23 protein-coding genes and 1 riboswitch are annotated in these 25,683 nt (G+C 74.1%); of the genes, 14 read left to right on the top strand and 9 right to left on the bottom strand.

Annotation, left to right across the window (positions count from 1 at the left end):
• The 3 genes from ACXNSR_RS31180 (at nt 1) to ACXNSR_RS31190 (ending at nt 3,561) form a co-directional block, all read left to right on the top strand.
• On the top strand, nt 1–507 hold the full coding sequence (locus ACXNSR_RS31180; protein WP_458638682.1) for a hypothetical protein: 507 nt from the start codon (nt 1–3) through the stop codon (nt 505–507).
• Nucleotides 508–622: 115 nt separating this feature from the next.
• Complete coding sequence (locus ACXNSR_RS31185) at nt 623–1,522, top strand: arginase family protein (RefSeq protein WP_458638683.1); 900 nt, start codon at nt 623–625, stop codon at nt 1,520–1,522.
• Nucleotides 1,523–1,587: 65 nt separating this feature from the next.
• Nucleotides 1,588–3,561 carry a DUF5107 domain-containing protein gene (locus ACXNSR_RS31190; protein WP_458638684.1) on the top strand — a complete coding sequence of 658 codons (1,974 nt, stop codon included), beginning with the start codon at nt 1,588–1,590 and terminating at the stop codon, nt 3,559–3,561.
• Here the strand turns inward: ACXNSR_RS31190 and ACXNSR_RS31195 are convergent.
• The gene (locus ACXNSR_RS31195) at nt 3,548–3,808 is read right to left on the bottom strand and encodes an LppU/SCO3897 family protein (protein ID WP_458643445.1); all 261 of its coding nucleotides are present in this window, start codon (nt 3,806–3,808) and stop codon (nt 3,548–3,550) included. The two genes, ACXNSR_RS31190 and ACXNSR_RS31195, sit on opposite strands and share 14 nt — an antisense overlap.
• A 46-nt stretch (nt 3,809–3,854) precedes the next feature.
• Nucleotides 3,855–4,691, bottom strand: a complete 837-nt coding sequence (locus tag ACXNSR_RS31200; RefSeq protein ID WP_458638685.1) for a methyltransferase domain-containing protein — start codon at nt 4,689–4,691, stop codon at nt 3,855–3,857.
• 200 nt (nt 4,692–4,891) lie between these two features.
• On the opposite strand from ACXNSR_RS31200, the gene ACXNSR_RS31205 reads away from it, so the two are divergent.
• From ACXNSR_RS31205 to ACXNSR_RS31215, 3 genes are all read left to right on the top strand, one after another.
• A complete protein-coding gene (locus ACXNSR_RS31205; RefSeq protein ID WP_458638686.1) occupies nt 4,892–5,464 on the top strand; it encodes a TIGR03086 family metal-binding protein in 573 nt (190 codons plus the stop codon).
• 141 nt (nt 5,465–5,605) lie between these two features.
• Entirely contained in the window at nt 5,606–6,823 is a 1,218-nt protein-coding gene (locus ACXNSR_RS31210; protein WP_458638687.1) for an aminotransferase class I/II-fold pyridoxal phosphate-dependent enzyme, read from the top strand.
• 31 nt (nt 6,824–6,854) lie between these two features.
• On the top strand, nt 6,855–7,946 hold the full coding sequence (locus tag ACXNSR_RS31215; protein WP_458638688.1) for an MBL fold metallo-hydrolase: 1,092 nt from the start codon (nt 6,855–6,857) through the stop codon (nt 7,944–7,946).
• A 16-nt stretch (nt 7,947–7,962) separates the two neighbouring features.
• Here the strand turns inward: ACXNSR_RS31215 and ACXNSR_RS31220 are convergent, their stop codons facing one another.
• Nucleotides 7,963–8,424, bottom strand: a complete 462-nt coding sequence (locus tag ACXNSR_RS31220; RefSeq protein ID WP_458638689.1) for a MarR family transcriptional regulator — start codon at nt 8,422–8,424, stop codon at nt 7,963–7,965.
• A 414-nt stretch (nt 8,425–8,838) separates the two neighbouring features.
• Here ACXNSR_RS31220 and ACXNSR_RS31225 point away from each other — a divergent pair, with 414 nt between their 5' ends.
• Nucleotides 8,839–9,867: a virginiamycin B lyase family protein gene (locus tag ACXNSR_RS31225; protein WP_458643446.1), complete on the top strand. Its 1,029-nt coding sequence runs from the start codon at nt 8,839–8,841 to the stop codon at nt 9,865–9,867.
• On the opposite strand, the gene ACXNSR_RS31230 is transcribed toward ACXNSR_RS31225, so the two are convergent.
• Nucleotides 9,821–10,450: a DedA family protein gene (locus ACXNSR_RS31230; RefSeq protein ID WP_458638690.1), complete on the bottom strand. Its 630-nt coding sequence runs from the start codon at nt 10,448–10,450 to the stop codon at nt 9,821–9,823. The genes ACXNSR_RS31225 and ACXNSR_RS31230 overlap by 47 nt on opposite strands.
• Nucleotides 10,447–11,223 carry an MBL fold metallo-hydrolase gene (locus ACXNSR_RS31235; RefSeq protein ID WP_458638691.1) on the bottom strand — a complete coding sequence of 259 codons (777 nt, stop codon included), beginning with the start codon at nt 11,221–11,223 and terminating at the stop codon, nt 10,447–10,449. Before ACXNSR_RS31235 ends, ACXNSR_RS31230 begins: the two co-directional genes overlap by 4 nt.
• A 141-nt stretch (nt 11,224–11,364) precedes the next feature.
• On the opposite strand from ACXNSR_RS31235, the gene ACXNSR_RS31240 reads away from it, so the two are divergent.
• The 6 genes from ACXNSR_RS31240 (at nt 11,365) to ACXNSR_RS31265 (ending at nt 19,162) form a co-directional block, all read left to right on the top strand.
• Nucleotides 11,365–11,769, top strand: a complete 405-nt coding sequence (locus ACXNSR_RS31240; RefSeq protein ID WP_301364933.1) for a hypothetical protein — start codon at nt 11,365–11,367, stop codon at nt 11,767–11,769.
• 105 nt (nt 11,770–11,874) lie between these two features.
• Nucleotides 11,875–14,184, top strand: coding sequence for a phage holin family protein (locus ACXNSR_RS31245; RefSeq protein ID WP_458638692.1), 2,310 nt, complete (start codon nt 11,875–11,877; stop codon nt 14,182–14,184).
• 75 nt (nt 14,185–14,259) lie between these two features.
• Nucleotides 14,260–15,678, top strand: a complete 1,419-nt coding sequence (locus tag ACXNSR_RS31250) for an amino acid permease (protein WP_458638693.1) — start codon at nt 14,260–14,262, stop codon at nt 15,676–15,678.
• A gap of 41 nt (nt 15,679–15,719) precedes the next feature.
• The gene (locus tag ACXNSR_RS31255; RefSeq protein WP_458638694.1) at nt 15,720–16,163 is read left to right on the top strand and encodes an SRPBCC family protein; all 444 of its coding nucleotides are present in this window, start codon (nt 15,720–15,722) and stop codon (nt 16,161–16,163) included.
• Nucleotides 16,164–16,286: 123 nt separating this feature from the next.
• A complete protein-coding gene (locus ACXNSR_RS31260) occupies nt 16,287–17,348 on the top strand; it encodes an ATP-binding protein (RefSeq protein WP_458638695.1) in 1,062 nt (353 codons plus the stop codon).
• Between the two features lie 2 nt (nt 17,349–17,350).
• Entirely contained in the window at nt 17,351–19,162 is a 1,812-nt protein-coding gene (locus ACXNSR_RS31265) for a vWA domain-containing protein (protein WP_458643447.1), read from the top strand.
• 97 nt (nt 19,163–19,259) lie between these two features.
• Here the strand turns inward: ACXNSR_RS31265 and ACXNSR_RS31270 are convergent, their stop codons facing one another.
• Together ACXNSR_RS31270 and ACXNSR_RS31275 are read right to left on the bottom strand one after the other, a co-directional pair.
• The gene (locus tag ACXNSR_RS31270) at nt 19,260–20,852 is read right to left on the bottom strand and encodes an RNA polymerase sigma factor (protein ID WP_458638696.1); all 1,593 of its coding nucleotides are present in this window, start codon (nt 20,850–20,852) and stop codon (nt 19,260–19,262) included.
• A 213-nt stretch (nt 20,853–21,065) separates the two neighbouring features.
• Complete coding sequence (locus tag ACXNSR_RS31275) at nt 21,066–21,827, bottom strand: methyltransferase domain-containing protein (protein ID WP_458638697.1); 762 nt, start codon at nt 21,825–21,827, stop codon at nt 21,066–21,068.
• 57 nt (nt 21,828–21,884) lie between these two features.
• Nucleotides 21,885–21,987: riboswitch (ZMP/ZTP riboswitch) on the top strand.
• Nucleotides 21,988–22,079: 92 nt separating this feature from the next.
• On the opposite strand from ACXNSR_RS31275, the gene ACXNSR_RS31280 reads away from it, so the two are divergent.
• On the top strand, nt 22,080–22,925 hold the full coding sequence (locus tag ACXNSR_RS31280) for a bifunctional 5,10-methylenetetrahydrofolate dehydrogenase/5,10-methenyltetrahydrofolate cyclohydrolase (protein WP_458643448.1): 846 nt from the start codon (nt 22,080–22,082) through the stop codon (nt 22,923–22,925).
• 94 nt (nt 22,926–23,019) lie between these two features.
• Here the strand turns inward: ACXNSR_RS31280 and ACXNSR_RS31285 are convergent, their stop codons facing one another.
• Together ACXNSR_RS31285 and ACXNSR_RS31290 are read right to left on the bottom strand one after the other, a co-directional pair.
• On the bottom strand, nt 23,020–24,228 hold the full coding sequence (locus ACXNSR_RS31285) for an MAB_1171c family putative transporter (protein WP_458638698.1): 1,209 nt from the start codon (nt 24,226–24,228) through the stop codon (nt 23,020–23,022).
• On the bottom strand, nt 24,225–25,679 hold the full coding sequence (locus tag ACXNSR_RS31290; RefSeq protein ID WP_458638699.1) for an NAD(P)/FAD-dependent oxidoreductase: 1,455 nt from the start codon (nt 25,677–25,679) through the stop codon (nt 24,225–24,227). Before ACXNSR_RS31290 ends, ACXNSR_RS31285 begins: the two co-directional genes overlap by 4 nt.
• Nucleotides 25,680–25,683 lie beyond the last annotated feature (4 nt).

Raw genomic sequence — 25,683 nt, forward strand, 5'->3', positions numbered from 1 at the left:
ATGAAAACAAACGAGAAAATGGCCCGGATGCTGGTGGAGTGCCCCGCCGAGGAGCTCACGGACCGGGACGTCCCTCCCATGTTCCACGAAGTGGCGGCTGAGGGCTGGTCGTACACCCCGAATGGCGCCCGTGTGCTGTCCGGATTGGTCCCCGAGTTCACCGGCTCGTATTTCGACGTGCTCCAGGAGGAGACGTCGATCAACGGACGAGGAATGATCGACTACGACCTCCCGCTGGCGGAATCCGAGCGGGCCGGCCCCCTCCTCAGGAGGTGTCTTGCCTATGCCTTCAGCTGTCTCGTCGAAGCCGAGCGGAAATTCGGGGACCGGGAAGTGCGGTCGTACGTCATTCTTTCCATGGGTGGGGTGGACGACGACCTTCTGACTGCCACCGTCACGTTCTGCACCCACGATCCGAATGCCGATCCCTACATTCGCGACGTCGAGGGCGTCCAGGACGCGGCCGTCGCGGAGCTCACCCTCGACGACCGCGAAGGGTGGTACTGACGGTCGCGGGCACCGGGCCGCCCCGCCCGCCCACGGCCCGGCGCGATCACGGGCGCCGGGCCGTCGCCGCCGAGAATGCCGGGCCCTGCGGGGGCGTATCGCACAGGATGGGGGGATGCGAACCCTCGTGCTGCTCGACGCCCCCTCCAACCTCGGGCTGCGCCCGCCCGCGCCCGGCACCGTGCCGGGTGTCTACAAGCTCGCCGGGGCCCTGCGTGAGCAGGGCCTGCTGGCCCGGCTCGGTGCCGTCGAGGGCGGGGTGGTGGTGCCGCCCCGCTACGACCGCGGCGACTGGCGCGAGGGCGACGGCGTGTTCCACGCCGAGGCCCTCGCCGCGTACACCGTCACCCTCGCCGACCGGATCGAACGGCACCTGCGGGCCGGGGAGTTCCCCGTCGTGCTCGGCGGTGACTGCTCCATCCAGCTCGGCGCGGCCCTCGCCATGCGCCGCCTGGGACGCTACGGCCTCGCCGCGATCGACGGCTCCGCCGACTTCCGCCACCCCGGCAACGAGGCCGTGAACGGCCCCGTCGGCGCCGCCGGCGGCGAGGAGCTGGCCCTCTCCACCGGCCGCGGCCAGGCGGATCTCGCCGACCTCGAGGGGCGCGGCCCCTACCTGCGCGACCAGGACGTGCGGCTCTTCGGGCTGCGCGACGGCGATCCGGACCTCGCCGAGCTGCGCGCGTCCGGGATCTCCGTCGCCACCGTCGGGGAGATCCGCCGCCGCGGCGCGGGACCGGTGGCGCGGGCGGCACTGGACGGGCTGCACCCGCCCGACACGGCCGGATTCTGGGTGCACCTGGACGCGGACGTGCTGGACCCGGGCGTCATGCCGGCCGTGGACAGCCCCGACCCCGGCGGCCTGTCCCCCGAAGAACTCGCCGGACTGCTCGCCGTCCTGGTCGGCTCGCCGCGCTGCGCCGGGCTCAACGTCACGATCTACGACCCGGACCTGGATCCGGACGGACGTGCGGGCGCCCTCCTCGCCGACCTGGTCGTGGGCGCCTTTGCGTAATCCTGACCGGTGGTGATCCGCGGAACCCCTGTGCACCGGCCGCCGCGGCGTGTTCCATTTCCCTCATGGCCACCACCGTCCGACGCGCCGTACTGACCCTCCCCGCAGCCCCGTTGGGCCCGGACAACCCGCTGCCCGCCCTGCGCGCGCCCGACGAGGCCCACGCGCTGGACCAGCGTGCGCGCGAGGGGATGCCGCGCGACATGGCACGGCAGATCGGCTACGAACCACTGCGCTCGCTCCTGCCCGTACGCATCCGCGACGGGTACGGACGGGAGCGCGCGGAGCGGGAGTTCGAGTCGATCGTCATCGAGAACGACCACCTCCGGGTCACCGTGCTCCCGGGCCTCGGCGGGCGCGTCCACTCGCTCGTGCACCTGCCCACCGGCCGCGAACTCCTCTACCGCAACCCGGTGTTCCAGCCCGCCAACTTCGCGCTCAACGGGGCCTGGTTCTCCGGCGGCATCGAGTGGAACACCGGTGCGACCGGGCACACCACCCTGTCCTGCGCCCCGGTGCACGCCGCGCTCGTCCCGGCCCCCGACGGGGGCGTCATGGTCCGGCTGTGGGAGTGGGAGCGCCTGCGCGACCTGCCCTTCCAGGTGGACCTGTGGCTGCCGGCGGACTCGGAGTTCCTCTACGTCGGCGTCCGCGTGCGCAATCCGCACGAACGGCCCGCCCCCGTGTACTGGTGGTCCAACATCGCCGTTCCGGAGAACTCCGGCACCCGGGTGCTCGCCCCCGCCGACGAGGCCTGGCACTTCGGCTACGAGCGCGCGCTGCGCCGCATCCCCGTACCGCAGTGGGAGGGCGCGGACCGCACGTACCCGTTGCGCGGCGAGTATCCGGCCGACTACTTCTACGAGGTCCAGGGCGGGGCCCGGCCCTGGATCGCCGCCCTGGACGCCGCCGGGCAGGGGCTCGTGCAGACCTCCACCGCGCGGCTGAGCGGGCGCAAGCTCTTCGTGTGGGGCGCGGGCGACGGCGGCCGGCGCTGGCAGGAGTGGCTGACCGAGCCGGGCACCGGCGGCTACGCCGAGATCCAGGCCGGGCTCGCCCGGACCCAGCTGGAGCACGTACGGCTGGAGGGCGGGGCGGAGTTCAGCTGGCTGGAGGCGTACGGGCCGCTGTCGGCGGATCCGGCGCGGGTGCACGGCGAGGACTGGGCGGCGGCCCGCGGCGCGGCCGAGGGCGCGCTGGACGCCGTACTGCCGCGGGAGCGGGTGGACGCGGCGTACGCGGCGTGGCGCGGCCACGCCGACACCGACCCGGGGGAGCGGCTGGCGCAGGGCTCCGGCTGGGGCGCGCTGGAGCTGCTGTGCGGGCGCTTCGAGCTGCCGGGCACCCCCTTCGCGCAGGACACGCTCGGGGAGGAGCAGGAGCCGTGGCTCCAGCTCTGGCGCACGGGCGTCCTGCCGGCTCCGCGCCGGGTGGTCCCGCCGGGGCCGAGCCTGGTCGCGGCGCACTGGCGGGACATGCTGGAGACGGCCCCGGCGGATCCGCTGACGGAGTACCACCTGGGCGTGGCCCAGTGGCACGCCGGGGACGTGGCCCAGGCCGTGCGCAGTTGGGAGCGCGGGCTGGCGCTGGCCCCCTCGCGGTGGCCGCTGCTGCGCTGCCTGGCGGTGGCGGACGCCCTCGCGGGCGACACGGAGCGGGCGGCCGACGGATTCATGGCGGCCTTCGAGGACCTGGCCGCGGAGAGCCGCGGCGGCGAGCCGTGGGCGGCCGCGGAGTCGGCGCTCGGCCAGGAGGCGATGGCCGCCCTCCTCGCGGCGGGCCGGCTGCCGCAGGCCCGCGCGGTCTGGGACCGGCTGCGGCCCGCCCTGCGCGAGCAGGGCCGCTTTCGGCTCCTCGCGGCCCGGCTCCTCGCGGCGGAGGGGCATGTGCGGGCGGCCCGCCGGGTCTTCGAGGACGGCTTCGAACTCCCGGACCTGCGGGAGGGCGAGGAGACCCTGGTCGAGGTCTGGTCCACCCTGACCGACTGCCCGCTGCCCGCGCGCTACGACTTCCGGATGCGGCCGCCTACTTCTTCTTGATGCCGTCGAGGCAGAGCACGAACCGCTCGCCGGACTTGTGCCGGGCCCGGTCGGCCTGCTCCTCGTAGGCGATGTCCGACACCCCCTGGCACCTGGCGGTGTCCACCGTGTCGTGGAGCACCTGGACCACCTTGTACAGGGCGTCGGCGTCGCCGCACTCGACCACGCGCAGGTCGGGGAAGACCGGGTCCCCGTCGTTCTTGAGGCAGTCCCCGGCCCCGGCGCGGTCGGCGCCGTCCCGGCTCAGGAAGTAGCCGACGGCGACAGCGGCGAGGACGACCCGGCGGCCGGCGTCAGACCCGGCACAGGATCTCGGCGTTCAGGACCGAGAACCACGCGTCGGGGTCCGCGCCCCAGGCGTGCCAGGCGTCGGCGACGGCCGCCAGGTCCGCGGCCGTCGTGTGGCCGCCGCGGGTGGCGACCGCGGCGTACGCGGAAGCCTGCGTACGCTCCGCCCACAGGGCCGACCACCAGGCCGTCTCCTCCGGGGTGGCGAAACACCAGGCCGTCGCCGAGGCGGTCACGTCCGTGAAGCCGGCCCGCCGGGCCCAGGCCCGCAGGTGGCGGCCCGCGTCCGGTTCGCCGCCGTTGGCGCGGGCCACCCGCCGGTACAGGCCCAGCCAGTCGTCCAGGCCCGGTGCGGCCGGGTACCAGGTCATCGCCGCGTAGTCGGCGTCGCGCGCGGCCACGATCCCGCCCGGCCGGCACACCCGCCGCATCTCGCGCAGCGCCCGGACCGGGTCGCCCACGTGCTGCAGCACCTGGTGGGCGTGGACCACGTCGAAGGAGTCGTCCGGGAAGTCCAGCGCGTGGACGTCCGCGGTGGCGAAGGACACGGCGTCGCCCAGGCCGCGTTCCTCGGCGACCGTGCGGGCCTGTGCCAGGACGTCCTCGGCGGCGTCGACGGCGGTGACGTGGCCGCCCGGCGCGACCAGCTCCGCCAGGTCCGCGGTGATCGTGCCCGGGCCGCAGCCGACGTCCAGCAGTCGCATCCCGGGGCGCAGCTCCCCGATCAGGTACGCGGCGGAGTTCTCGGCGGTGCGCCAGCGGTGCGAGCGCAGCACCGACTCGTGGTGGCCGTGCGTGTAGACGGCGGTCTCCTTGGCTGCGGCTTCCCCGGTGGCGTTCATGGCCGGACCCCTCCTCGTTCCCTCGTCGAAGCGTTGCTCCCACCGTAGACGATCAGTTCGTCATCTGAGATAGGCGTTTCGAGATGTGGACGGGAGTGTTGTGCGCCAAGGGGACCGGGTGGGGCGGTGGCAGGTCGATGCGGGTGCGAGGAGAGTGGCTGCAGGGGGACACATCCCCAGGGCGGAGGGCGGTGAGGGTCATGACGGACACGCTGCTCGAACGGCACGCCGAGGCGCTGAGGCTCTTCGGTGAACGCGTGCGTGAGGTCCGCGGCGACCAGTGGGGGGAGCCGACCCCGTGCACGGAATGGAACGTGCGGGAGCTGGTCAACCATGTCACCGCGGAGCAGCTCTGGATCCCGCCGCTGGTCACCGAGGGCAAGACCGTCGAGGAGCTGGCGGACCGGTTCTCCGGCGACGTGCTGGGCGACGACCCGGTCGCGGCCTGGGACAGGGCCTCGGCCGCCGCGCACGCCGCCTTCGCGGCGTCCGGCGCGCTGGACCGGACCGTGCGCCTGTCGTACGGGCCCGCGCTCGGATCGGCGTACTGCTCGGAGCTGACCGCCGACTGCGTCGTGCACACCTGGGACCTCGCCCGGGGCATCGGGGCCGGGGACCGGCTGCCCGACAGCCTCGTCGAGTTCTCGATCAAGGAGATCATGCCGTACGCCGACGGGCTCGCGGCCAGTGGCGCGTACGCCGAGCCGGTGGAAGTCCCGGCGGGCGCGGACGCGCAGACCCGGCTCCTGGCGATGGTGGGGCGCGAGGGCTGACGCGCAAGGGGTGTGAATCCTTCATAACGCGCATACGGCCTTAAATAATCGTATAAAGGTCAGGTCTGGCGGGGCGTCGCGAGCCCGGTGGCGTGGTGGGCGTGGCAGGGCGAGCGCGGAAGGCGGGAAGCGGTGGCGGGGATGCAGCGCACGGCGACGGAGGGCCGCGGCCCGGTCCGGTACGGCCCGCCCGCCCCTCAGCCCGGCCTGCCCGTGCTCCCCGAACTGGTCTCCGTCCTCGCCGCGGCCGCCGGACGCGCCGCCCCCGAGCCCCCGGGCGGCGGTGAGGCCGTACGGGAGGCCGCCTGCCGGCACTGGGGGCGGCGCGGGCTCGCCACCGCACCCGAGAGCGTGGCCGCCGGCCCCGGAGCCCCCGCGCTGCTCCTGGCCCTGCTCGGGGCGTACGGCGGGGACGTGATGCTGCCCCGGCCCTGTCCCGCCTGGTGGACCCCGCAGGTCCGGCTGCTGGGACGGCGGGCCTATCACGTGCCGACGCCGGCCGAGTGCGGCGGAGTACCCGACCCCTACGCCCTGCTGGAGACCGTCCGGCGGGTGCGCGCCGAGGGCGGCGACCCGCGCGTGCTGCTGCTGTCGGTGGCCGACGATCCCACCGCGACGGTGCCGCCGCCCGAGATGCTGCGCGAGGCCTGCGAGGCCGCCGAATCCGCCGGACTGTTCGTCGTCAGCGACGAGAGCTGGCGCGACACCGTCCACCGGCCCCACGACACCCTGGTCCTGAGCCCCGCCGAGATGCTCCCCGAACAGGCGGCCGTCCTCGTCGACCTGGCCGGCGCGATGCTGCCGCCCGGCTGGCCCGCGGCCGTCGTCCGCTTCCCCGACACCCCGCGCGGGACCTGGCTGCGCGCCCGTACCCTCGACGTCCTCACCGCCACCGGGGCGATGGTCGCCGGACCCGTCGCCGGGGCCGCCGCGCACGCCCTCGACGAACCCGACGCCGTCGCCGGGCGGGCGTACGCCGCCGCCGTCCTGCACGGAGTCGTGGCCGCCGCCGCACACCGCCGACTTCTGGAGGCCGGGGCGCTGGCCCGGCCCCCGCAAGCCGGCCGGCACCTGTACGCCGACCTCACCCCGCTGCGGACCGGACTCGCGCGGCACGGGGTCGGCGACGCGATGGAACTGGAGGACTGGCTCGGCGCCCGGCTCGGCGCGCCCACGCCCGGCGGCCAGCGGTTCGCCGACGAACTGGGCGCGCTGCGCGTGCGGTTGTCCACCGGGCCGCTGCTGGGCGCCACCCCGCAGGAGCGGCTGGCCGCGCTCACCGCCCGCGATCCGCTGGCGCTCCCGCACGTACGCGGCTCCCTTGAACGCCTCGGATCAGTGCTGGCCGGGCTGGCCTGACCGCCCGGCCCCGGTGAACGGAGACTTCGCGATGAGGGACCGGACGGACACCGCCGCCCCCGCCCCCGCCCCCGCCCCTTCACCCGACTCCGCATCCGGCCTCGCCGCCGCGGCGCCGGGGCGCGCGTCCGCGCCGCCGCGCCCGCTCGGTGAACACCGCCGTTGGCCGCGCTCGTTCGCGGACCGGCTGACCGCCCCGCTCCCCGGGGTGCGCGGCTACGCCCGCCTCGCCCGCGAGGGCGCCTTCCGGCCCGGCCCCGAAGGCCTGCGCGGCATTCCCGACCTGCCGTACGAACCGGCCCCGCTGCCCCCCGTGCCCCCCGGCGGCGTCTGCGTCACCTGGGCCGGACACGCCAGCTGGGTCCTGCGGACCGGCGGGCTGACCGTACTGACCGACCCGGTCTGGTCCCGGCGGATCCTCGGCACCCCGGCCCGGCTGACCCCGGTCGGCGTGCGCTGGGCGGACCTGCCGCCCGTGGACGCGGTGGTGATCAGCCACAACCACTACGACCACCTCGACGCCCCCACCCTCAAGCGGCTGCCCCGGCACACCCCCCTCTTCGTCCCGGCGGGCCTGGCCGGCTGGTTCCGCCGCCGAGGCTTCACCCGCGTCACCGACCTCGACTGGTGGGAGTCGGCCGAACTGGGCTGCGTACGCTTCGAGTTCGTCCCCGCTCATCACTGGTCCAAGCGGTCGCTGATCGACACCTGCCGGTCCCTGTGGGGTGGCTGGATCCTCACCGACACCCTCGGTGCGGTGCCTCGGAAGCTCTACTTCGCGGGTGACACGGGGTACGGGCACTGGTTCGGCGAGATCGGCCGCCGCCACCCCGGCATCGACCTCGCCCTCCTGCCCGTCGGCGCGTACGCCCCGCGCTGGTGGCTCGGCGACGTCCACGCCGACCCGGAGGAAGCCGTCCGGGCCTGCATCGACCTCGGCGCCCGCCGGATGGCCCCCATGCACTGGGCCACCTTCGTCCTCTCCGCGGAGCCGGTCATGGAACCCCTGGACCGCACCCTGGCCGCTTGGCACCGGGCCGGCCTCCCGCGCGAGGACCTCTGGGACCTGCCGATCGGCGCCTCCCGCGCACTGGCCCCCGGGACGGCCGGGACCGGCGGGTGACGCGGCTCCCGCCGGCTCAGTGGTGCCAGGCCTGCCCGCCCACGTTGTGGATGAACCGCTGCAGCACCTTGAGGGTGATCAGGTACTCCTCGTCGGAGATCCCCGCGTGCCGCTCGTCCCACAGCTCCCCCTGCAGCGCTGCGGCCTTGTCGTAGAACTCCCGCCCCTCGGGGGTCATCTCCAGGCGCCCTTCGGCGTCCTCGGTGATCCAGCCCTGGACGATGACCGTGTCCAGTTCCTCGGACAGCGCCTCCTCGCCCACCGCGAGGTACCCCCGCAGGGTCTCGGTCACCCCGTCCCGGGTCCTGACCTCGTCGCCCGCCAGGGCCACCCGGGAGAGGATCCACCACTGCGGCTGGGTGGTGCCGAGCCCGGCGAGTGCGCCACGGGTGCGGCTCACGATCGCGCCGTAGGCGGCCCAGCTCCAGTAGCCGATGGGCTGGCGGATCAGTTCGGCGTCGTCGTGCGAGTACTCCATGGCGGATCAACTCCCCGTTCGCGGTGCAGCGTGGTGCGCTTCCCAAGACCCTATGAACTCAAGCGCACTTGAGGTCCAGCCCCGGCGGTGGGCGTCCCGATCGCGCCCCTGCGGGGGCGCGGCGGGGAGGTGCGGCGCGGAGTGCGGGGGGACGGCCCTCCCTGGTGGAATTGGCTGGTTCCAGACGTCCCGGGGGTCGAACGCAGGGCGCTGGTGACCGGCGAGGTCCAGGACCTCGCGGCCCGGCGGCAGTGGCCGACGAGCCCGCGGGCCGGGGACCCGGGGCATTGGAGTGGCCGTCGGCCGCTCCGATGGCGTGGCTCCCGCGCCGGCGCCCGGCGCTTCCTAGGGTCGGCGGGGGTACGGCACCGGGCCGGCCGACCGTCCGGATCAGGTGGGTGAGTCGTGGAACGCATGACGGCCGAGGCAGGAACGCACGCACCTCCGGCCGCCCGGCGGTGGACCCGGCGACTGGCCGCCGCGGTGGCGCTGCTGATGCTCTGCGCCCTCCCGGCGGGCACGGCAGGCGCCGCGCAGCCCGGTGACGCACGGTCGCCCGCCGGGCCGCCCCTGTACGTGTCCGACTACGGCAACAACCGGGTGGTGGCCCTGCCCGCGGACGGCGGCGACCAGAGCACCGTCCCCCTCGACGGCCTGGTGCGGCCGACCGGGCTGGCCTGGGACGCCGCGGGCCGGCTCTACGTCTCCGACACCGGCAACAACCGGGTCCTCGTACTGCCCCCGAACGGCGGGGAGCAGGACGTCGTCCCCACCACCGGTCTGTCGCGCCCGCTGGGGCTCGCCGTCGACCCGGCCGGGAACCTCTACATCGCCGACAGCTTCAACGACCGGATCGTGAAGGTGCCGGCCGGCGGCGGGAGCCAGACGACCGTGCCCACCACCGGGCTGCTGCACCCCTGGGGGCTGGCATGGGCGCCCGGCGGGGAGCTGTACGTCTCCGACTTCGTCAACGACCGCGTCGTCAAGGTGGCCGTGGACGGGAGCGGCCAGAGCACCGTGCCCACCACCGGACTCTCCCAGCCCACCGGGCTGGCCCCGAACGCCGCCGGTGACCTCTACATCGCCGACAGCGGGAACAACCGCGTGGTGAAGGTGGCCGCGGGCAGCGGCGCGCAGAGCACGGTGCCCACCAGCGGCCTCAGCTCCCCGCTCGGTCTCGCGCTCGACGGCTCCGGCAGCCTCTACGTGGCCGACGGCTTCAACAACCGGGTGGTGCGGGTCGGCGAGACGGGCGGCGGCCAGGTCACGCTCGGCTTCACCGGCCTCAACACTCCGACGGGCCTCGCGTTCCCGCCGGCCGCCGCACGGCCGGGACCGGTAGGGACCGGTAGGGGCCGGTACGGGACGGCGGGCGCTGCGGGCGCTGCGGGCCGGCTCAGGGCCGCGGTCGCAGGCGCCGCCAGAGCGAGGGCCCCGCGCTGATCGCGAGGGCCAGGCCGACCGCCAGGGCCACGCCCTTCCACGGCTCCGCGAAGAGGGTGCCGCCCAGGATGCCGATCAGACCGTACGTCGCCGCCCAGGCCAGGCAGGCCGGGGCGTCGCCGCGGGCGAAGCGGCGGAGCGGCATCTGCGCCAGCAGGCAGGCCAGCATCACCGGGATCCGGCCCGCCGGGACCAGCCGCGAGAGGACCAGGACCAGTACCCCGTGCTCGTCGAGCCCCGTCCGCGCCTGCTCCAGCCGCTCCGGTGCGGCCCGGCCGCGCAGCGCCTCCAGCCAGCGCGAGCCGCCCCGTGAACGCACCCCGCGCTGCCCGAGCCAGTACAGCGTCATGTCCCCGGTGAAGGCCGCCGACGCCGACACCGCGAACACCAGCAGCACCCCGTAGGGCGGCGACTGGTGGTGGAATGCCACCACCGCCGCCGAACTCACCAGCGCACCCGTCGGGATGACGGGTACCAGCGCACCCAGGGCCACCAGCAGGAACAGCAACGGGTACCCCACCGCCTGCTGGGTGCTCTCCGGCGGTACCTGGCCGGCCGCCGCCGCGAGCTCGCGCCACGTCACGGCAGCCGCACCCGCTCGCCGTGCCGCGGCACCCGCACGCTCACCCCGGGCGCCAGTCTCCGCGCGAGCCGCTCGAACTCGGCTCCCGGCGCGTGGAATTCATGCGGCCGGACCGCGTCCAGCCCGACGGGCCAGAACGTCCCGTAGTGCACCGGGACCGCCGCCGCGGGCGCCAGCCGGGCCAGTGCCCGCGCCGCCCGCCCCGCGTCCAGGTGCCCCGGGCCGAGGTACGGTCCCCAGCCGCCCACCGGCAGCAGGGCCACGTCCACCGGCCCGACCTCCTCGGCCATCGTGTCGAACAGCCCGGTGTCCCCGGCGAAGTAGGTCCGCGCCGCGCCCCGCACCACGTACCCGAGCGCCGGGCACCGGTGCGGCCCGAACGGCAGCCGCCGTCCGTCGTGCCGTGCGCCGACCGCCCGGACCCGTACGCCGTTCCGTACGGGGACCTCCTCGCCCGCCGCCACCTCCGTCACGGCCAGCCCGCGCCGCCCGGCGACCCGCGCCAGTCCCGGCACGGCCCGGGGCGCCCCGCGCGGCACGAGCAGCCGGGTGCCGGGCGCGAGCCGTGCCAGCGACGGCAGGTGCAGGTGGTCGGCGTGCAGGTGGGAGACCAGCACCACGTCGGCCACCGCCGCCTCGGGAGGGGGCACCGCGCCGCGCCGCCGCCGCAGGTGCGCGAGCCGCCGCGCGAACAGCGGGTCCGTGAGCAGCCGGACCCCGGAGTCCTCGACGGTGCACGTGGCATGGCCCCACCAGGTGATCTCCACCGGCACCCGGACCTCCCTCCCTCGCGCCCCGTTCACGAGCCTAGTGCGGTGCCCGCACCAGGGGGTGTCTGCCCCGCGCAGCCGCTCGGAACCGGATCTGGGCGGTCCCCTCCTCTACCGCGGAGTATCGGAGTAGGGTCCGGCGGCATGGAAGAGTTGCGCGTGGCCGCGATCACCAGCCTGGCCCCGCTCGAAGACCTCGACGCCGACCCCTTCGCCGTGGACACCCGCGGCCAGCACGCCATGTGCGCGCGCTGGGCCGCCGACCGGGGGTACGTCGTGACGAGGCAGTTGCTGGTCTACGGGCTGCGCGCCGACCACTGCGGGCTCTGGTCCGACGTCGACACCGGGCAGGTCGACCTCTTCGTCGCCGCCAACCACCGGGTGCTGGCCCGTGCGCTGCGCTCGGTCGAGGAGTTCACCGCCGAGTGCGAGCGGCGCGGGGTGCGGCTGGAGACCGCCGGGGGCGAGGAGCCCCGGTACACCTCCGCGATGAAGGCCGAGGTGCACCGCAGGCTGTCCATGCCGACCGCCGGCTACGACGGCACCTGACCGACCCGACCCGACCCTGCCGCCGGTCCCCGACCGCTTCGCCCGACCGGGTGCGCCGGGCTGTGCGAGCCTGGAAGGCGGACGGGGCGCGCGGGAGGTGGCGGCGTGGGGCGGCGAGGACGATGGCGGACCGCGGGCAGCGCCCTGGTGCGGGTGCTCCTGGTCTGGGCCGTGTCCACGCTCACGATGCTCGCCCTGGCCGGGATCCTGCCGGACTTCCGGCTCCAGTCCGACGACGGCGACAGCATCACGCAGATCGGGCTGACCGCCGCCTGGGCCGCCGGGGCCTTCGGTCTGCTGAGCGCGCTGGTCTGGCCGGTGCTCGTCCGGGCGCTGTTGCTGGTGCCCGCCCTGGTGCTCGGGCTGCTCGTCTTCTTCCTCAACGGCTCGCTCCTGCTGATGGCGATCGGCCTGATCCCGGACGACCGCAGCGAGGTGGCCCCCGAGACCGCGGTGGTCGTCGCCGCCGTGATGTCCGCGGTGGCGTCGGCGACCTCCACCGCCCTCGCCGTGCGCGATGACGAGGCCTACCGGCGGCGGCTCTACCGGCTCGCCGACCGGCGCCGCCGCAGGCAGGGCAGGACGGGCCCGTCCCGGGCCGCCGAGGTCCCGCCCGGCCTGCTGATGCTCCAGCTGGACGGAGTGGGGTACGAGGAGTTGCGCCACGCGTGCGGCAGCGGGCTGATGCCCACCGTCGCCGGCCTGCTGGAGGGCAGCCACCACCTCCGGTCCTGGCGTACCCACTGGTCGAGCCAGACCGGCGCCAGCCAGCTCGGGATCCTGCACGGCTCCGACTTCGACGTGCCCGCCTTCCGCTGGTACGAGAAGGACACCGGCGAGGTGATGGTCTGCAACCGGCCGACCAGCGCCGCCGAGCTCCAGCGGCGGGCCGTCGCGCGCACCGGGGACGGCGGACTGCTCACGCTGGACGGGGCGAGCCGGGGCAACCTGTTCAGCGGCGGCGCCGACCAACTGGCGCTGGTGCTGTCGGTCTCGGCCCGCCGGGGCCGGGCCAACCGGTCCCGTGCGGGCTACTTCGCGTACTTCTCCGATCCGGCCAACGCCGTCCGTACGGCCGGGTCCTTCGTGGCCGAGGCGGTCCGGGAGGTCGTCCAGTCACTGCGGGCGCGGATCCGCGGGGACCGGCCCCGGGTGTCGCGCGGCGGGCTCTACCCGCTGATCCGGGCCTTCGCGACCGTGGTCGAACGGGACGTGGTCGTCGCGGCCGTGATCGGCGACATGCTCGCCGGGCGCTCCGCGGTCTACGCCGACCTGGTGGCCTACGACGAGGTCGCGCACCACTCGGGCCCGCGCGGGCCCGACACCGACCGGGTGCTGCAGCGCCTGGACCGGAGCATCGCGCTGATCTCCCGGGCCGCCGAGCACGCGCCGCGCCGGTACCGGATCGTGCTGCTCTCCGACCACGGCCAGAGTCCGGGGGAGACCTTCCTCGGCCGGTACGGGCTGACCCTGGGGGATCTGGTCCGGGCGGGCTGCGGGCTGCCCGTCCCGCGCCGGGCCGGAGGCACCCCGAGCGGGGCCGAGGCCCGGGCGGCCGTGCTCGCGGCGCTCCACCGCCCGGTGGAGGAGGGCGAGGAGGCCCGCCCGCGGCCGGGCTCCGATCCGGTGGTGCTGGCCTCGGGCAACCTCGGCCTGATCTCCTTCCCGGACATCCCCGGCCGGGCGTCGCGGGCGCGGATCGAGCGCACGCACCCCGCCCTGCTGACCACCCTGGCGAACCATCCGGGCGTGGGGTTCCTGCTGGTGGACGGGGTGGTACTGGGCCGGGACGGGAAGGCGGCCCGGCTGGACGTCCCGGGGGAGGCCGAGGAACTCCTGGCGTCCTTCGGCCCGGGCGCGGCGCGGGCCGTCCGCCGCGCCGACGCCTTCCCGCACGTGGCGGACATCATGGTCAACTCGGCGTACGACCCGGGGACGGGCGAGGTGCACGCCTTCGAGGAACAGATCGGCTCGCACGGCGGGCTGGGCGGGGAACAGGGGCACCCGTTCCTGATGTGGCCCACTGATCTGTCGGACCCCGGGGAGGAGCTGACCGGCGCGGAGGCGGTGCACGGCGTGCTGCGGCGCTGGCTGCGGGAGCCGGACGGGCCGCAGGTACCGGTGGTGGCCCCGCCCCTGGCTCCGCCGGTGGGCGGACCGGCGCCGGAGCCCGCGGCGTCGCTCGCGGCGGCCCGCGAGGCAGCGGTCCGACCTCCTACCGTGCACGCCCGGGAGGCGACCGGGGTATCCGCGGGGTGCCCCGGGACGGAGTCAGGGCGGTGCGGCGCCGTAGCCGACGTCGAGGATCCGGGCGAGCGGCCCCCGTGTGCGGTGCCGCAGGATTCCCCGCCGGAAGCTTCCCTCGGCGGAATCTTTCCTTCCGATGGGTTGCCCGCGCGGGACGAAAACCGCTGATTTGGTGCGTCCCGAACGGTGGCCGACCATGTGTCGACCCGCCCACCATGTGAGACGACCCGAGGCGCACCACCGATGACCAGCACCGCAACCCTGCCCGCCGCCGAGGCTGCCGCCGAGGCCGCCGCACCCCCCGAGCAGGGCCGCGACCCCCACGCGCGCCGCTTCGGCCTGCCCGTCGCGACCTGCCTGGTCATGGGCAACATCATCGGTGGCGGGATCTTCCTCCTCCCCGCCTCGGTGGCCCCCTTCGGCACCATCAGCCTCGTCGCCTTCGCCGTCCTCACCGCCGGCGCGATCGCCCTCGCCCTGGTCTTCGGCCGGCTCGCCGAACGCCACCCGCAGACCGGCGGCCCCTACGTCTACGCCCGCGCCGCCTTCGGCGACTTCGCCGGCTTCCTCGCCGCCTGGAGCTACTGGATCACCGCCTGGGTCTCGAACGCGGCCCTGGCCGTCGCGGCCGTCGGCTACCTCACGGTGCTGTTCCCCGCCGCGGGCGAGCACAAGTGGTCCATGTGCCTGGCCGCCCTCGCCGTCCAGTGGCTCCCGGCCCTCTCCAACCTGGCGGGCACCCGCTACGTCGGAGCGGTGCAAGTCGTCGCCACCGTACTGAAGTTCGCCCCGCTGCTCCTGGTGGCCGTCGGCGGGCTGTTCTTCTTCGACCCCGCCAACCTCGGCCCCTTCCGGGCCACCGACCAGAGCGCGGCCGGCGCCGTCTCCGCCTCCGCGGCGATCCTGCTCTTCAGCTACCTCGGGGTCGAGTCCGCCACCGTCAGCGCGGGCGAGGTCCGCGACCCGGCCCGCAACGTCGGCCGGGCCACGGTCCTGGGCACCGTGGGCGCCGCCACCGTGTACCTGCTCGGCACGGTCGCCGTCTTCGGCCTGGTCGCCCACGACCGGCTGGTCTCCTCCACGGCCCCCTTCACCGACGCCGTCAACGCCATGTTTTCCGCAGACGGAGGGGCCGGGGGCACCTGGGGCGGCACCGTGGTCGCCTGCGCCGCCGTGATCTCGATGCTCGGCGCCCTCAACGGCTGGACCCTGCTCAGCGCGCAGACCCCGTACGCCGCGGCCAAGGACGGGCTGTTCCCGAAGGCCTTCGAGACGAAGAAGCGCGGTGTCCCCGTCGTCGGCGTGGTCGTCACCGTCGCCCTGGCCTCCGCCCTCACCGTCTACAACTACACGGCAGGCACCCAGGGCGTCTTCGAGAGCCTGGTCCTGATCACCACCTTCACGGCGACCGTCCCCTACCTGCTCGCCACCGCCGCGCAGATCTACTTCCTGCTCTCCGGGCAGCGCGAGCGCGTCCACCCCGGCCGCCTGGCGCGCGACGGCGTCCTCGCCGCACTCGCCTTCGGCTTCTCCATGTGGCTGGTCGCCGGCTCCGGCTACGCGGCCGTCTACCAGGGCGTGCTCTTCCTCTTCGCGGGCGTCCTGGTCTACGCGGCCATGTCCGCGAAGAAGCACCGCGCCGCCGCGACACCCGCGGAGTAGCTTGGAAAGAGGGGCCGCCCAGGGGGCGCCAAGGGGTCACCATGTCCGCATTCAGGAAGAGCATCGACATCGACCGCAGGCCCGAGGACGTCTACGCGTACCTGACGGATCCCACGCACCTGCCGGAGTGGCAGGACAGCGCCGTCTCCGCCGTCCCGGTCGGCAGTCTCCCCGTGCACGTCGGTTCGCTGATCCTCGTCACCCGGCGGATCGGCCGCCGGCGGGTCCCCACGACCATGGAGTTCGTGGAGCTCGACCCGCCGAGGAGCTGGCACGTGCACGGCGTCGACGGGCCGGTACGACCCGATGTGCGCGGCACCGTCGAACCCCTCGACGGCGGCGCCCGCTCCCGCCTCACCCTGGACGTCGACTTCGAGGGCCGCGGCCTGGGCCGGGCCCTCGTACCCCTCGTGGTCAGGCCCATGGTCCGCAAGGAGATGCCCCGGGGAGAGGCGAAGCTCAAGCACCTCCTCGAAACCACCTGAGGAACCCCCTGAGGAACCTCCTGAAGGCGCCCCACCGGGGAAAAACCGGATGCTCCGGGGTGTGTGGTGCGGCCACACTGGCCGCACCACACACCCGCCACACCCCCGAGGACATCCACGCCCGTGCAGGCCGCCGTCACCGTCACCCCCGCCCAGATCCCCGAACTGCTGCTCGGCCTCGCCACCGTCCGGCCGGTGTTCCTCTGGGGGGCTCCCGGCATCGGAAAGTCCTCGCTCGTAAGGAAGTTCGCCGACGCGCTGGGGCTGGAGTGCGTCAGCCTGCTCGGCACCCAGCTCGCCCCCGAGGACCTGATCGGCGTCCCGCAGATCCAGGGCGGCCGGTCCGTCTTCTGCCCGCCGGAGGCCATCGCCCGCGACGAGCCGTACTGCCTCTTCCTCGACGAGCTCAACGCCGCGAGTCCGGACGTCCAGAAGGCCTTCTACTCGCTGATCCTCGACCGCCGGATCGGCTCCTACGAGCTCCCGGCCGGCTCCATCGTCATCGGCGCGGGCAACCGGGCCACCGACAACGCGCTGGCCCGGCCGATCGCCTCCGCGCTGGTCAACCGCCTCACCCACGTCCACCTCCAGGCGTCGGCGGGGGACTGGCTGGTCTGGGCCGGCGAGCACGGCATCCACCCCTGGGTCACCGACTACCTCACCGACCGCCCCGACCACCTCTGGTCGCAGCCGCCCAAGACGGAGGAGCCCTTCTCCACCCCGCGCTCCTGGCACATGCTCTCCGACGCCCTGCACTCCTTCGGGCCGGAACTGGACGAGCAGACCCTCAAGGTGGTCGCGCACGGCACCCTCACCCCGGCGCACGCCGTCTCCTTCTGCGGCTACGCCAAGATCGTGCGGCACAGCTTCGGCATAGAGGCGATCATGAAGGGCGACGCCTCCTGGCCGACCCGCCCCGCCGACCGCGACCTGCTCTACTACCTCGCCGAGGCCTTCCGGGGCCGCTTGGTCAAGGAGCTGCCCGCGCAGCGCGAGCACGTCTCGCCCGCCCTGCGCCAGACCGCCTACCGGGCCAAGGCGCTGCTGGTCCAGCTCGCCGAGATCTCCGTGGAGGTGGCGCAGACCGTCATCGCCGACGACGCCGACGGCCTGCCCGTGCTGCCCTCCTGGTTCCTCGTGGAGGCCGCCCGCGACATGCCGCGCCTGGTCGAGGCCCGCCGGTGAGCGTGTCGCGCCCCCGGCCGAAGAAGGTCGCCCCGCCCGATCCCGCCGCCCAGGCCTTCGCCGAGGGGCTCGCCCTGGTCAAACGGAACCCGGCCCTCGCCGCCGTCGGCGGAAGCGTGTGCGAGCAGTCGAAGTGCCCCGGGACCCCCGACGCGGGCCTGGTCGCCGTGGACTCGAACGGCGTCCTCCACGTCCGCTACGGACTGCGCGTCGAGCCCCGGACCTGGGCCTGGGCCCTCGCCCACGCCCTGCTCCACCTCGGCTTCGGCCACGTCCCGGCCGCGGCCGCCGAGAAGCGCGTGCAGCCCGACCGCTTCGACCTCGCCGCCCGCTGCGCCGTCGTCAACCGCTTCCTGCTGACCCAGCCGTCGCTGCGGCCCCCGGACGACCTCCCGGCCGAGTACCCCGGCGGTGACGAGGAACTGCTCGCGGCGCGCTGGCGCCGGGACGGCATCCCCGCTGCCTACGAGCTCTGCGGCACCGCCGGCGATCACCCCGACCAGCTCCTGGTCACCTGGCGCGCATGGAACTCCACCCCGGTCCCCGACTGGGAGACCGCCTTCGCACACGCCCTGACCCGCAGCGTCTCCGCCGCCATGGAGGTCGCCGGCGGGCGCCGCGACCGGGTCACGGGGGAGCGCGTGGCACAGCGCCCGTGGGACCGGGCGCTGAACTGGTTCGTCTCCTCGTACCCGCTCCTCGGCGGCCTGGCCAGCGGCCTGAAGATCGTCGCCGACGCCGAGCTGGCCCGCACCCAGGGCATCGACGTCGCCGCGGTCAGTGCCACCGCCGGGGAGATCTACATCAACCCGCTGCGCAGCTTCGAGGACGGGGAATGGCGGTTCATCCTGGCCCACGAGATGCTCCACGCCGCCCTGCGCCACGGCGAGCGCCGCGGCGCCCGGAACCCGTACCTGCACAACGTGGCCGCCGACTACGTGGTCAACGGCTGGCTCGTCGAGATGGGCGTCGGAGAGATGCCCTCCGGGCTGCTGTACGACCCGGATCTGAAGGACCTCTCCGTCGAGGAGGTCTACGACCGGATCACCACCGATCTGCGCCGGATGCGCCGTCTCGCCACCCTGCGCGGCAAGGGCCGCGGGGACATCCTGGGCGACCCGCTGCCCCACCCGGGCAGCGGGCCGTACGCCGACCTGGACGAGTTCTACCGGCGCGGCCTGGTCCAGGGCTTCGACCTGCACACCCACGGGGAGCGCGGCCTGCTGCCCGCCGGACTGATCCAGGAGATCCGGGCCCTGGCCCACCCGCCGGTGCCCTGGGACGCCCGGCTCGCCCGCTGGTTCGACGAGTACGTGCCGCGCCCCGAGCCCGTACGGAGCTTCGCGCGCCCGGCGCGCCGCCAGGCGTCCACCCCGGACATCCCGCGCGCGGGCCGCTACTTCCCGCCCGAGGAGGTCGCCCGCTGCACCTTCGGCGTGGTCCTCGACACCTCGGGGTCGATGAACGCCGCCCTGCTCGGCAAGGCGCTGGGCGCGATCGCCTCGTACGCCGAGGCCCGAGACGTACCGGCGGCGCGCGTCGTCTTCTGCGACGCGGCGCCGTACGACGCGGGCTATCTGCCCCCGACCGAGATCGCCGGCCGGGTACGGGTCCGCGGGCGGGGCGGTACCGAGCTGCAGCCGGGCATCGACCTGCTGCAGCGGGCGGAGGACTTCCCGCCCGGGGCCCCGGTACTGGTGATCACGGACGGGTGGTGCGACACCCTGCGCATCCGGCGCGAGCACGCCTACCTGATCCCCCAGGGCGCGTCCCTGCCGTTCACCCCCAGGGGTCCCGTCTTCCGCCTGACCTGACCTGACCGACCTGGCCTGACCGACCTGACCCCGACCGGACGCAGAACGCCCCTGACCCGCGGGTCCGCGGGTCAGGGGCGTTCCGGTGGAGACCGACTCAGTCGAGGTAGTCGCGCAGCACCTGCGAACGCGACGGGTGGCGCAGCTTCGACATGGTCTTGGACTCGATCTGGCGGATGCGCTCACGGGTGACCCCGTACACGCGGCCGATCTCGTCCAGGGTCTTCGGCTGGCCGTCGTTGAGGCCGTAACGCATGGAGACCACGCCCGCCTCGCGCTCCGAGAGCGTGCCCAGGATGGACTGGAGCTGCTCCTGGAGGAACGTGAAGGACACCGCGTCCGCGGGGACGACCGCCTCGGAGTCCTCGATGAGGTCACCGAACTCGCTGTCGCCCTCCTCACCCAGGGGGGTGTGGAGGGAGATCGGCTCACGGCCGTACTTCTGGACCTCGATGACCTTCTCGGGGGTCATGTCGAGTTCCTTGCCCAGCTCCTCCGGGGTGGGCTCACGGCCCAGGTCCTGGAGCATCTGGCGCTGCACGCGGGCGAGCTTGTTGATGATCTCGACCATGTGCACGGGGATGCGGATCGTGCGCGACTGGTCGGCCATGGCACGCGTGATCGCCTGCCGGATCCACCAGGTCGCGTACGTGGAGAACTTGAAGCCCTTGGTGTAGTCGAACTTCTCCACGGCGCGGATCAGACCGACGTTGCCCTCCTGGATCAGGTCCAGGAAGAGCATGCCGCGGCCGGTGTAGCGCTTGGCGAGGGAGACCACGAGGCGGAGGTTGGCCTCCAGCAGGTGGTTCTTCGCCCGGCGGCCGTCCTCGACCAGGATCTCCAGCTCGCGCTTGAAGGCGGGCTTGTGGTCCTCCTCCTCTTCGAGCTTGTACTCGGAGAAGAGACCCGCCTCGATGCGCTTGGCGAGCTCCACCTCCTGCTCGGCGTTCAGGAGCGGCACCTTGCCGATGAGCTTGAGGTAGTCCTTGACGGGGTCGGCGGTGGCGCCGGCCACCATGACCGTCTGCGCCGGGGCGTCGTCCTCGTCGTCGTCGGACAGGACGAAGCCCTGGGTGCCGCCGGCCTTGGGCGCCTCGTCCTCGGGCTCGTCGACCAGGTCCTCGGCAGCCCAGTCCTCGCCCTCGACGACGGGGGTCTCGCCCTCGTCGGCGTCCTTGGCGCTGGTCTTCTTCGCCGCGGTCTTCTTCACGGCGGTCTTCTTGGCGGCGGTCTTCTTGACCGTGCGCTTCTTCGGTTCGGCGGCGGCCTCGGCCGACGCCTCGTCCCCGATGGAGGCTGCCGACGGAGCGGATATCGCCGTGGCGGTGGTCACGGCCGTGGCCGCGGTGGTCACCGCGGTCTTGCGGGCGCCGATGGGGCGCGGCGCGGCGGTGGCCTTCTTGGTCACGGTGCGGGCCGGGGCGGCGGCAGCCTTGCGGGGCTTCTTGGCGGCAGCCTTGGTGGCGGGGGCCGCGCTGACGTGAAGGGCGACACCCTCCTCGTCCAGGACCTGGTTCAGGCTGCGCAGGACCCGCTTCCACTGGTCCACCGGGATGCGGCCGGCCTCGAAGGCCTGGCGCACGTCGTCACCGTTGATGTGACCCTGCTCGCGGCCGCGCTCGACGAGCGCGACGAGGGCCTCGGATTCGGCGATCTCCGGAGGGAACGTACGGGACGGGCTGAGCGACACAAGGAGCCTCTCGTTGCGAACAGATAAGGGTGGGCGGGACATCATCGCGCGAACTCGGGAAACAGACCCGAGGGGGGTCTGTATTCCGGGCCGCGCGAGGACACCTGTCGGTTCATCGCATGCCCGAGTCGATTCGTTACGCGCTGAATTGAGTGACCTGCGCCACGCTGTGGCCGCGCAACCGATCCGGCGCAGATCCGTCCGCCCTTCAGGTCAGCCCGTTTTGCGGGCTTCGATGAGGAAGCGGGCGGTGTGAGCGACGAACGGACCTTCGCGTTCGATCTGTTCGTGGAGCTCACGCAACCGGTCCCGGTACTGCCCGACCGTGAAGCCGGGCACCATCCAGATCACCTTCCGCAGAAAGTAGATCACGGCTCCGATGTCGTGGAACTCCGTGCGCAGCCGCTCGGAGCGCAGATCGAGGACCTCGAGGCCGGCCGCGGTGGCGTCGGCGACCGCGTCGTCGGGGTGCCGGGCGCGCCGGACCTCCTCCGGCTGCGGGCCGAGGAAGTACTCGACGAGCTCGAAGACGCTCGCCGGACCGACCTGCTGCGAGAGGTAGCTGCCGCCGGGCGTCAGCACCCGCGCGATCTCCTCCCACCAGATGGTCACCGGGTGCCGGCTGGTCACCAGCTCGAAGGCCGCGTCACCGAAGGGCAGCGGCGGCTCGTCGGAGTCGGCGACCACCACCGCGCCCAGTGGGTGCAGCAGCCGCGTCGCCTTGTCGATGTTCGGCGGCCAGGACTCGGTGGCGGCCGTCAGCGGCGGCAGCGGAGCGCACCCGGCCAGTACCTCACCGCCGCCGGTCTGGATGTCCAGCGCCGACCGGACCAGGGTCAGGCGCTCGGCCATCAGCTTCTGGTACCCCCAGGAGGGACGCTGCTCGGTGGCCCGGCCGTCGAGCCAGGAGAAGTCCCAGCCGTCCACGGAGACGGACTCGGCCTCGGCGACAAGATGGTCGAAAGTACGCGTCATGCATTGATCGTCCCAGGTCGGACGCCCGACAACCACCGGATATGTCGACTACAGTGGTCGGCGGGCCGTGACTGGCGTTCGGGTGGATCACCACCGGGGAGCGGCCCGGCGTACCTGTGGACCTGCGGTACGCCGAGTGCCGCGCGCCTGGGCGAACCGCGAGATCCGCAGCGACGTTCAGGAGACCCCGTGACGACCGCCCAGACTGCCTCTGTTCCCGCCTCTGCTCCTGTCGCCGGCTCCGCCCGGCTGATGGACGGCACGGCCCTCGCCCGCCGCATCTCGGAGCAGACCGCCGCCTACGCGGCGAAGATCACCGAGCGCACCGGCACCGCGCCCTGCCTCGCGACCGTGCTGGTCGGCGAGGACCCGGCCTCCGTGACCTACGTCCGCATGAAGCAGAACCGCTGCGCCAAGGCCGGGATCACCTCCCGCCACGTCGAGCTGCCGGCCGAGACCACCACCGAGGAACTGGTGGCCACCCTCACCGCGCTCTCCGAGGACCCCGAGATCAGCGGCATCCTGCTCCAGCACCCCGTCCCGCACCACATCGACGAGCGCGCCGCCTTCGAGGCCATCGCCCCGGGCAAGGACGTCGACGGCGTCACGATGCACTCCTTCGCCGCCATGGGCTTCGGACTGCCGGGCTTCGTCTCCTGCACCCCCGGCGGCATCATGCGGCTGCTCGCCGCCTACGACGTGGACCTGACCGGCAAGCACGCCGTCGTCGTCGGCCGCAGCGCGATCCTGGGCAAGCCGGCCGGGATGCTGCTGCTGGAGCAGAACGCCACCGTCACCTACTGTCACTCGCGCACCCAGGACCTGCCCTCGATCGTGCGCCAGGCGGACGTGCTGGTCGCCGCCGTCGGCAAGGCCGAGTTCATCCGGGGCGAGGACATCAAGCCGGGCGCGGTGGTCCTGGACGCCGGGTACAACGAGGGAAACGTCGGCGACGTGCACTTCGAGTCCGCCGCCACCCGGGCGTCGCTGATCACGCCCGTGCCGGGCGGTGTCGGTCCGATGACCATCGCCGTACTGCTGGAGCAGACCGTGCGGGCGGCCGCCGCACAGGCCGGCCTGGACCTCGCGGAGCTCTGATCCCGGCACGCGGATCCCGTACGCGCATTCGCATCCCGCACGCACGCCCCGGACCCCGGTCCGGGGCGTCGTGCTGTCCCGGGGCCCGTGCGCCTCAGGCGCCGACCGGTCCGGGGACCGGGTCCGGTGCGTCGGCGGCGGCCGCCTCACGGGCCGCGGCGACGATGTCGGAGGTACGGAACGCGTGGGCGAGGGCGGTCAGGGGCTGCCGGCCCAGGCGGTAGGGCTGCGGGATCGCGGCCGGCGCCGGCCCGGATCCGCGGGCGGCGGCGGCCTTGCGGTGGCAGGCGGCCGCCAGAACGGCCGCGTCCGCGACCGTGGCCGCGTTCGCCTCGCTCAGCCCCCGGCCGCGGGCCTCCTCGTACGCCGCACGGCGCACCCTGGGGTCGAACCAGCCGGCCAGCGCCAGGATCCCGTCGTCGATGACCGACTCGCGGTGGATGAGCCGGATCCCCACCGGGGACCACCAGGCCAGCGGGACGGTCCGCCCCTGGGTCGCGGCGACTTCGCGCAGCGCCTTCCACAGCGGGCGCAGCCGCCGGTACTGGCCGAGGGCCAGCCAGGTCGCAGACCCGCCGACCAGCGGCACGAGGAACCCGGCACCGAGCAGCAGCCCGGCCGCCCCGGCCAGGGGAGGCGCCACGTCCGTGGACAGGAACACCCAGTCGCGGCCGGCCCAGCGGGCCACCACCGAGGCCCACTTGGCGGCCAGGTAGGCCAGGTCCATCAGCCCGGCGACCACGATCAGGGCCAGCCCCGTGCGCAGCGGGCGCAGTGCCCGGTCCGCGACGGCCAGCCACTTGGCGCACAGCCAGGTCAGCGCCGAGGTGCCCAGGGTGTGCGCCACGAGAAAGCAGACGATCATCTCGCGGATCCAGGGCGTCGTCGCGTAGTACGTGTCCAGGTCCCGGAGCCGTTCCACCGGCGCGTCGCCGATCACGAAGAGGACGACAATCGCCGCGGTCGCCGTGCCGAACAGGGCCGTGGTCAGCCGGGTGGCCCGGCGTACGGCCGCGGGCGGCCCGCCCCGCCACTGCAGGACCAGGACGACGCACAGCCCGGAGAACACCGTGACCAGGCCGAACACCAGGGGAGCGGAGAAGTTGACCACGCCGGTGCGGCGGTTGACCGCGGCGATGGTGGACGGTGACGCCAGGAAGTTGATGGGAGCACCGACGACCAGCAGCGCGCACGCGGTCCGGTTCAGCGGCTGGTCCCAGTCCCGGCGCAGCTTCGGCAGCTTGATCAGCAGCGCCAGGACCATCAGGGAGGCGGGCAGGAGCGGCAGGAGCCTGCCGCTCATCGGGCCTGTCCGACGGCGTCGGAACCGGGTGCCGTACCGGGTGCCGTGCCGGGCGCCCGGTCGAGCCCGGCGACGGCCCGCTCGGCGGCGGTGAGCGGCGGCGCCTTCAGCGCGCCCCGGTCCGAGGCGCGCAGGACGTGCCAGACCACCGACGGGCTGAGCCAGTGGGTGGGCGCGATGCTCATGGTGAGGACGTTGAGCAGGGCGGCGGTGAGCGCCTCGTCGGTGGTGGCTCCCGTCATCAGCCGGCCGACGTATCTGTTGAGCAGACCGGTGCCGGCGCGCGGCTTCATCCCGGTGGCCCCGGGGTACAGGATGTCCTGCGAGGTGGCGAGCTCCCAGGCGGTGGCGACCTGCGGCGCGATGGCGCGCTGCGCCTCGCGGCCGATCCCGGGATGCCCCAGCCCCTTTGCCCGCAGCAGGGTGCGTACGGCCAGGATCCCCTGGGCCGCGACGGTCATGCCCTGTCCGTAGAGCGGGTTGAAGGTGGCGACGGAGTCGCCGACGGCGAAGAAGCCGTCGGGCAGCTCGGCCTTCTCGAAGTAGATCCGGCGGTTGGCGGTGCCCTGGGTGACGGCGACGTCCGTCAGGGGCCTGCGGCCCTCCAGGAGCTCACCGACGATCGGGTCGCGGACGGACTTGGCGAACGGGATGAACGCGTCGGGGTCGCCGGTGGGCTGGCCGCCCCGGGTGCCGGAGAGGGTGGCCTGCCACTGGCCGTTCTCGATGGGCACGATCGTGGCGGTCTGCCCGGGCACGGGCACGCGCGGGTCGGACTGCACGTTGATGATGGGGAAGCCCATCTCGTGCGCGCCGGCGGGGGCCTCGAAGATCCGGGTCGCGTAGACGAGTCCGGAGTCGACCTCGGCCTGCCGGATGCCGCTCACGCCGAGCGCCTGGAGCCACGTCCGGGCCCGCGAGCCGCGGCCGCTGGCGTCGACCACCAGATCGGCCGTCACCAGCCGGTCCCGCTCCTGCGGGGTGTCGACCCGCACGCCGGTCACCCGGTCCGCACTGCCCTCCAGGCCCCGGACCCGGCTCCGCTGGAGCGTGGAGACCCCCGGCAGGGCGGTCACCCGGGCGCGGACCACCGAGTCGAGGAGATCGCGGCTGCACGAGATGTTGAACTGCTTCTCCCCACAGCGCGGGATCCATCCCTGGGCGGTCTTGCAGACCAGGTCGGTGGGCAGGCTGCGGCGGATGGCCCCCGCCTTCGTCCAGTCGTCGGTGATGCCGGGCAGGATCCGCTCGATCGCCCGGGCGCCGCCCGACCACAGGAGGTGGGTGTGCCGGCCCTGCGGGAGTCCGCGGCGCGGGGCCGGACCCTCGGGCAGCGGGTCGGCGTCGATGACGGTGACCGTGGCGTGCTCGGCGAGGACGGCCGCCGCGAGGAGGCCGGCCAGGCTGCCGCCTATGACGATCGCGTGGCGGGGCGGGGTGGACTGGTTCATCGTG

It is taken from the genome of Streptomyces sp. NC-S4 (genome assembly GCF_054353315.1).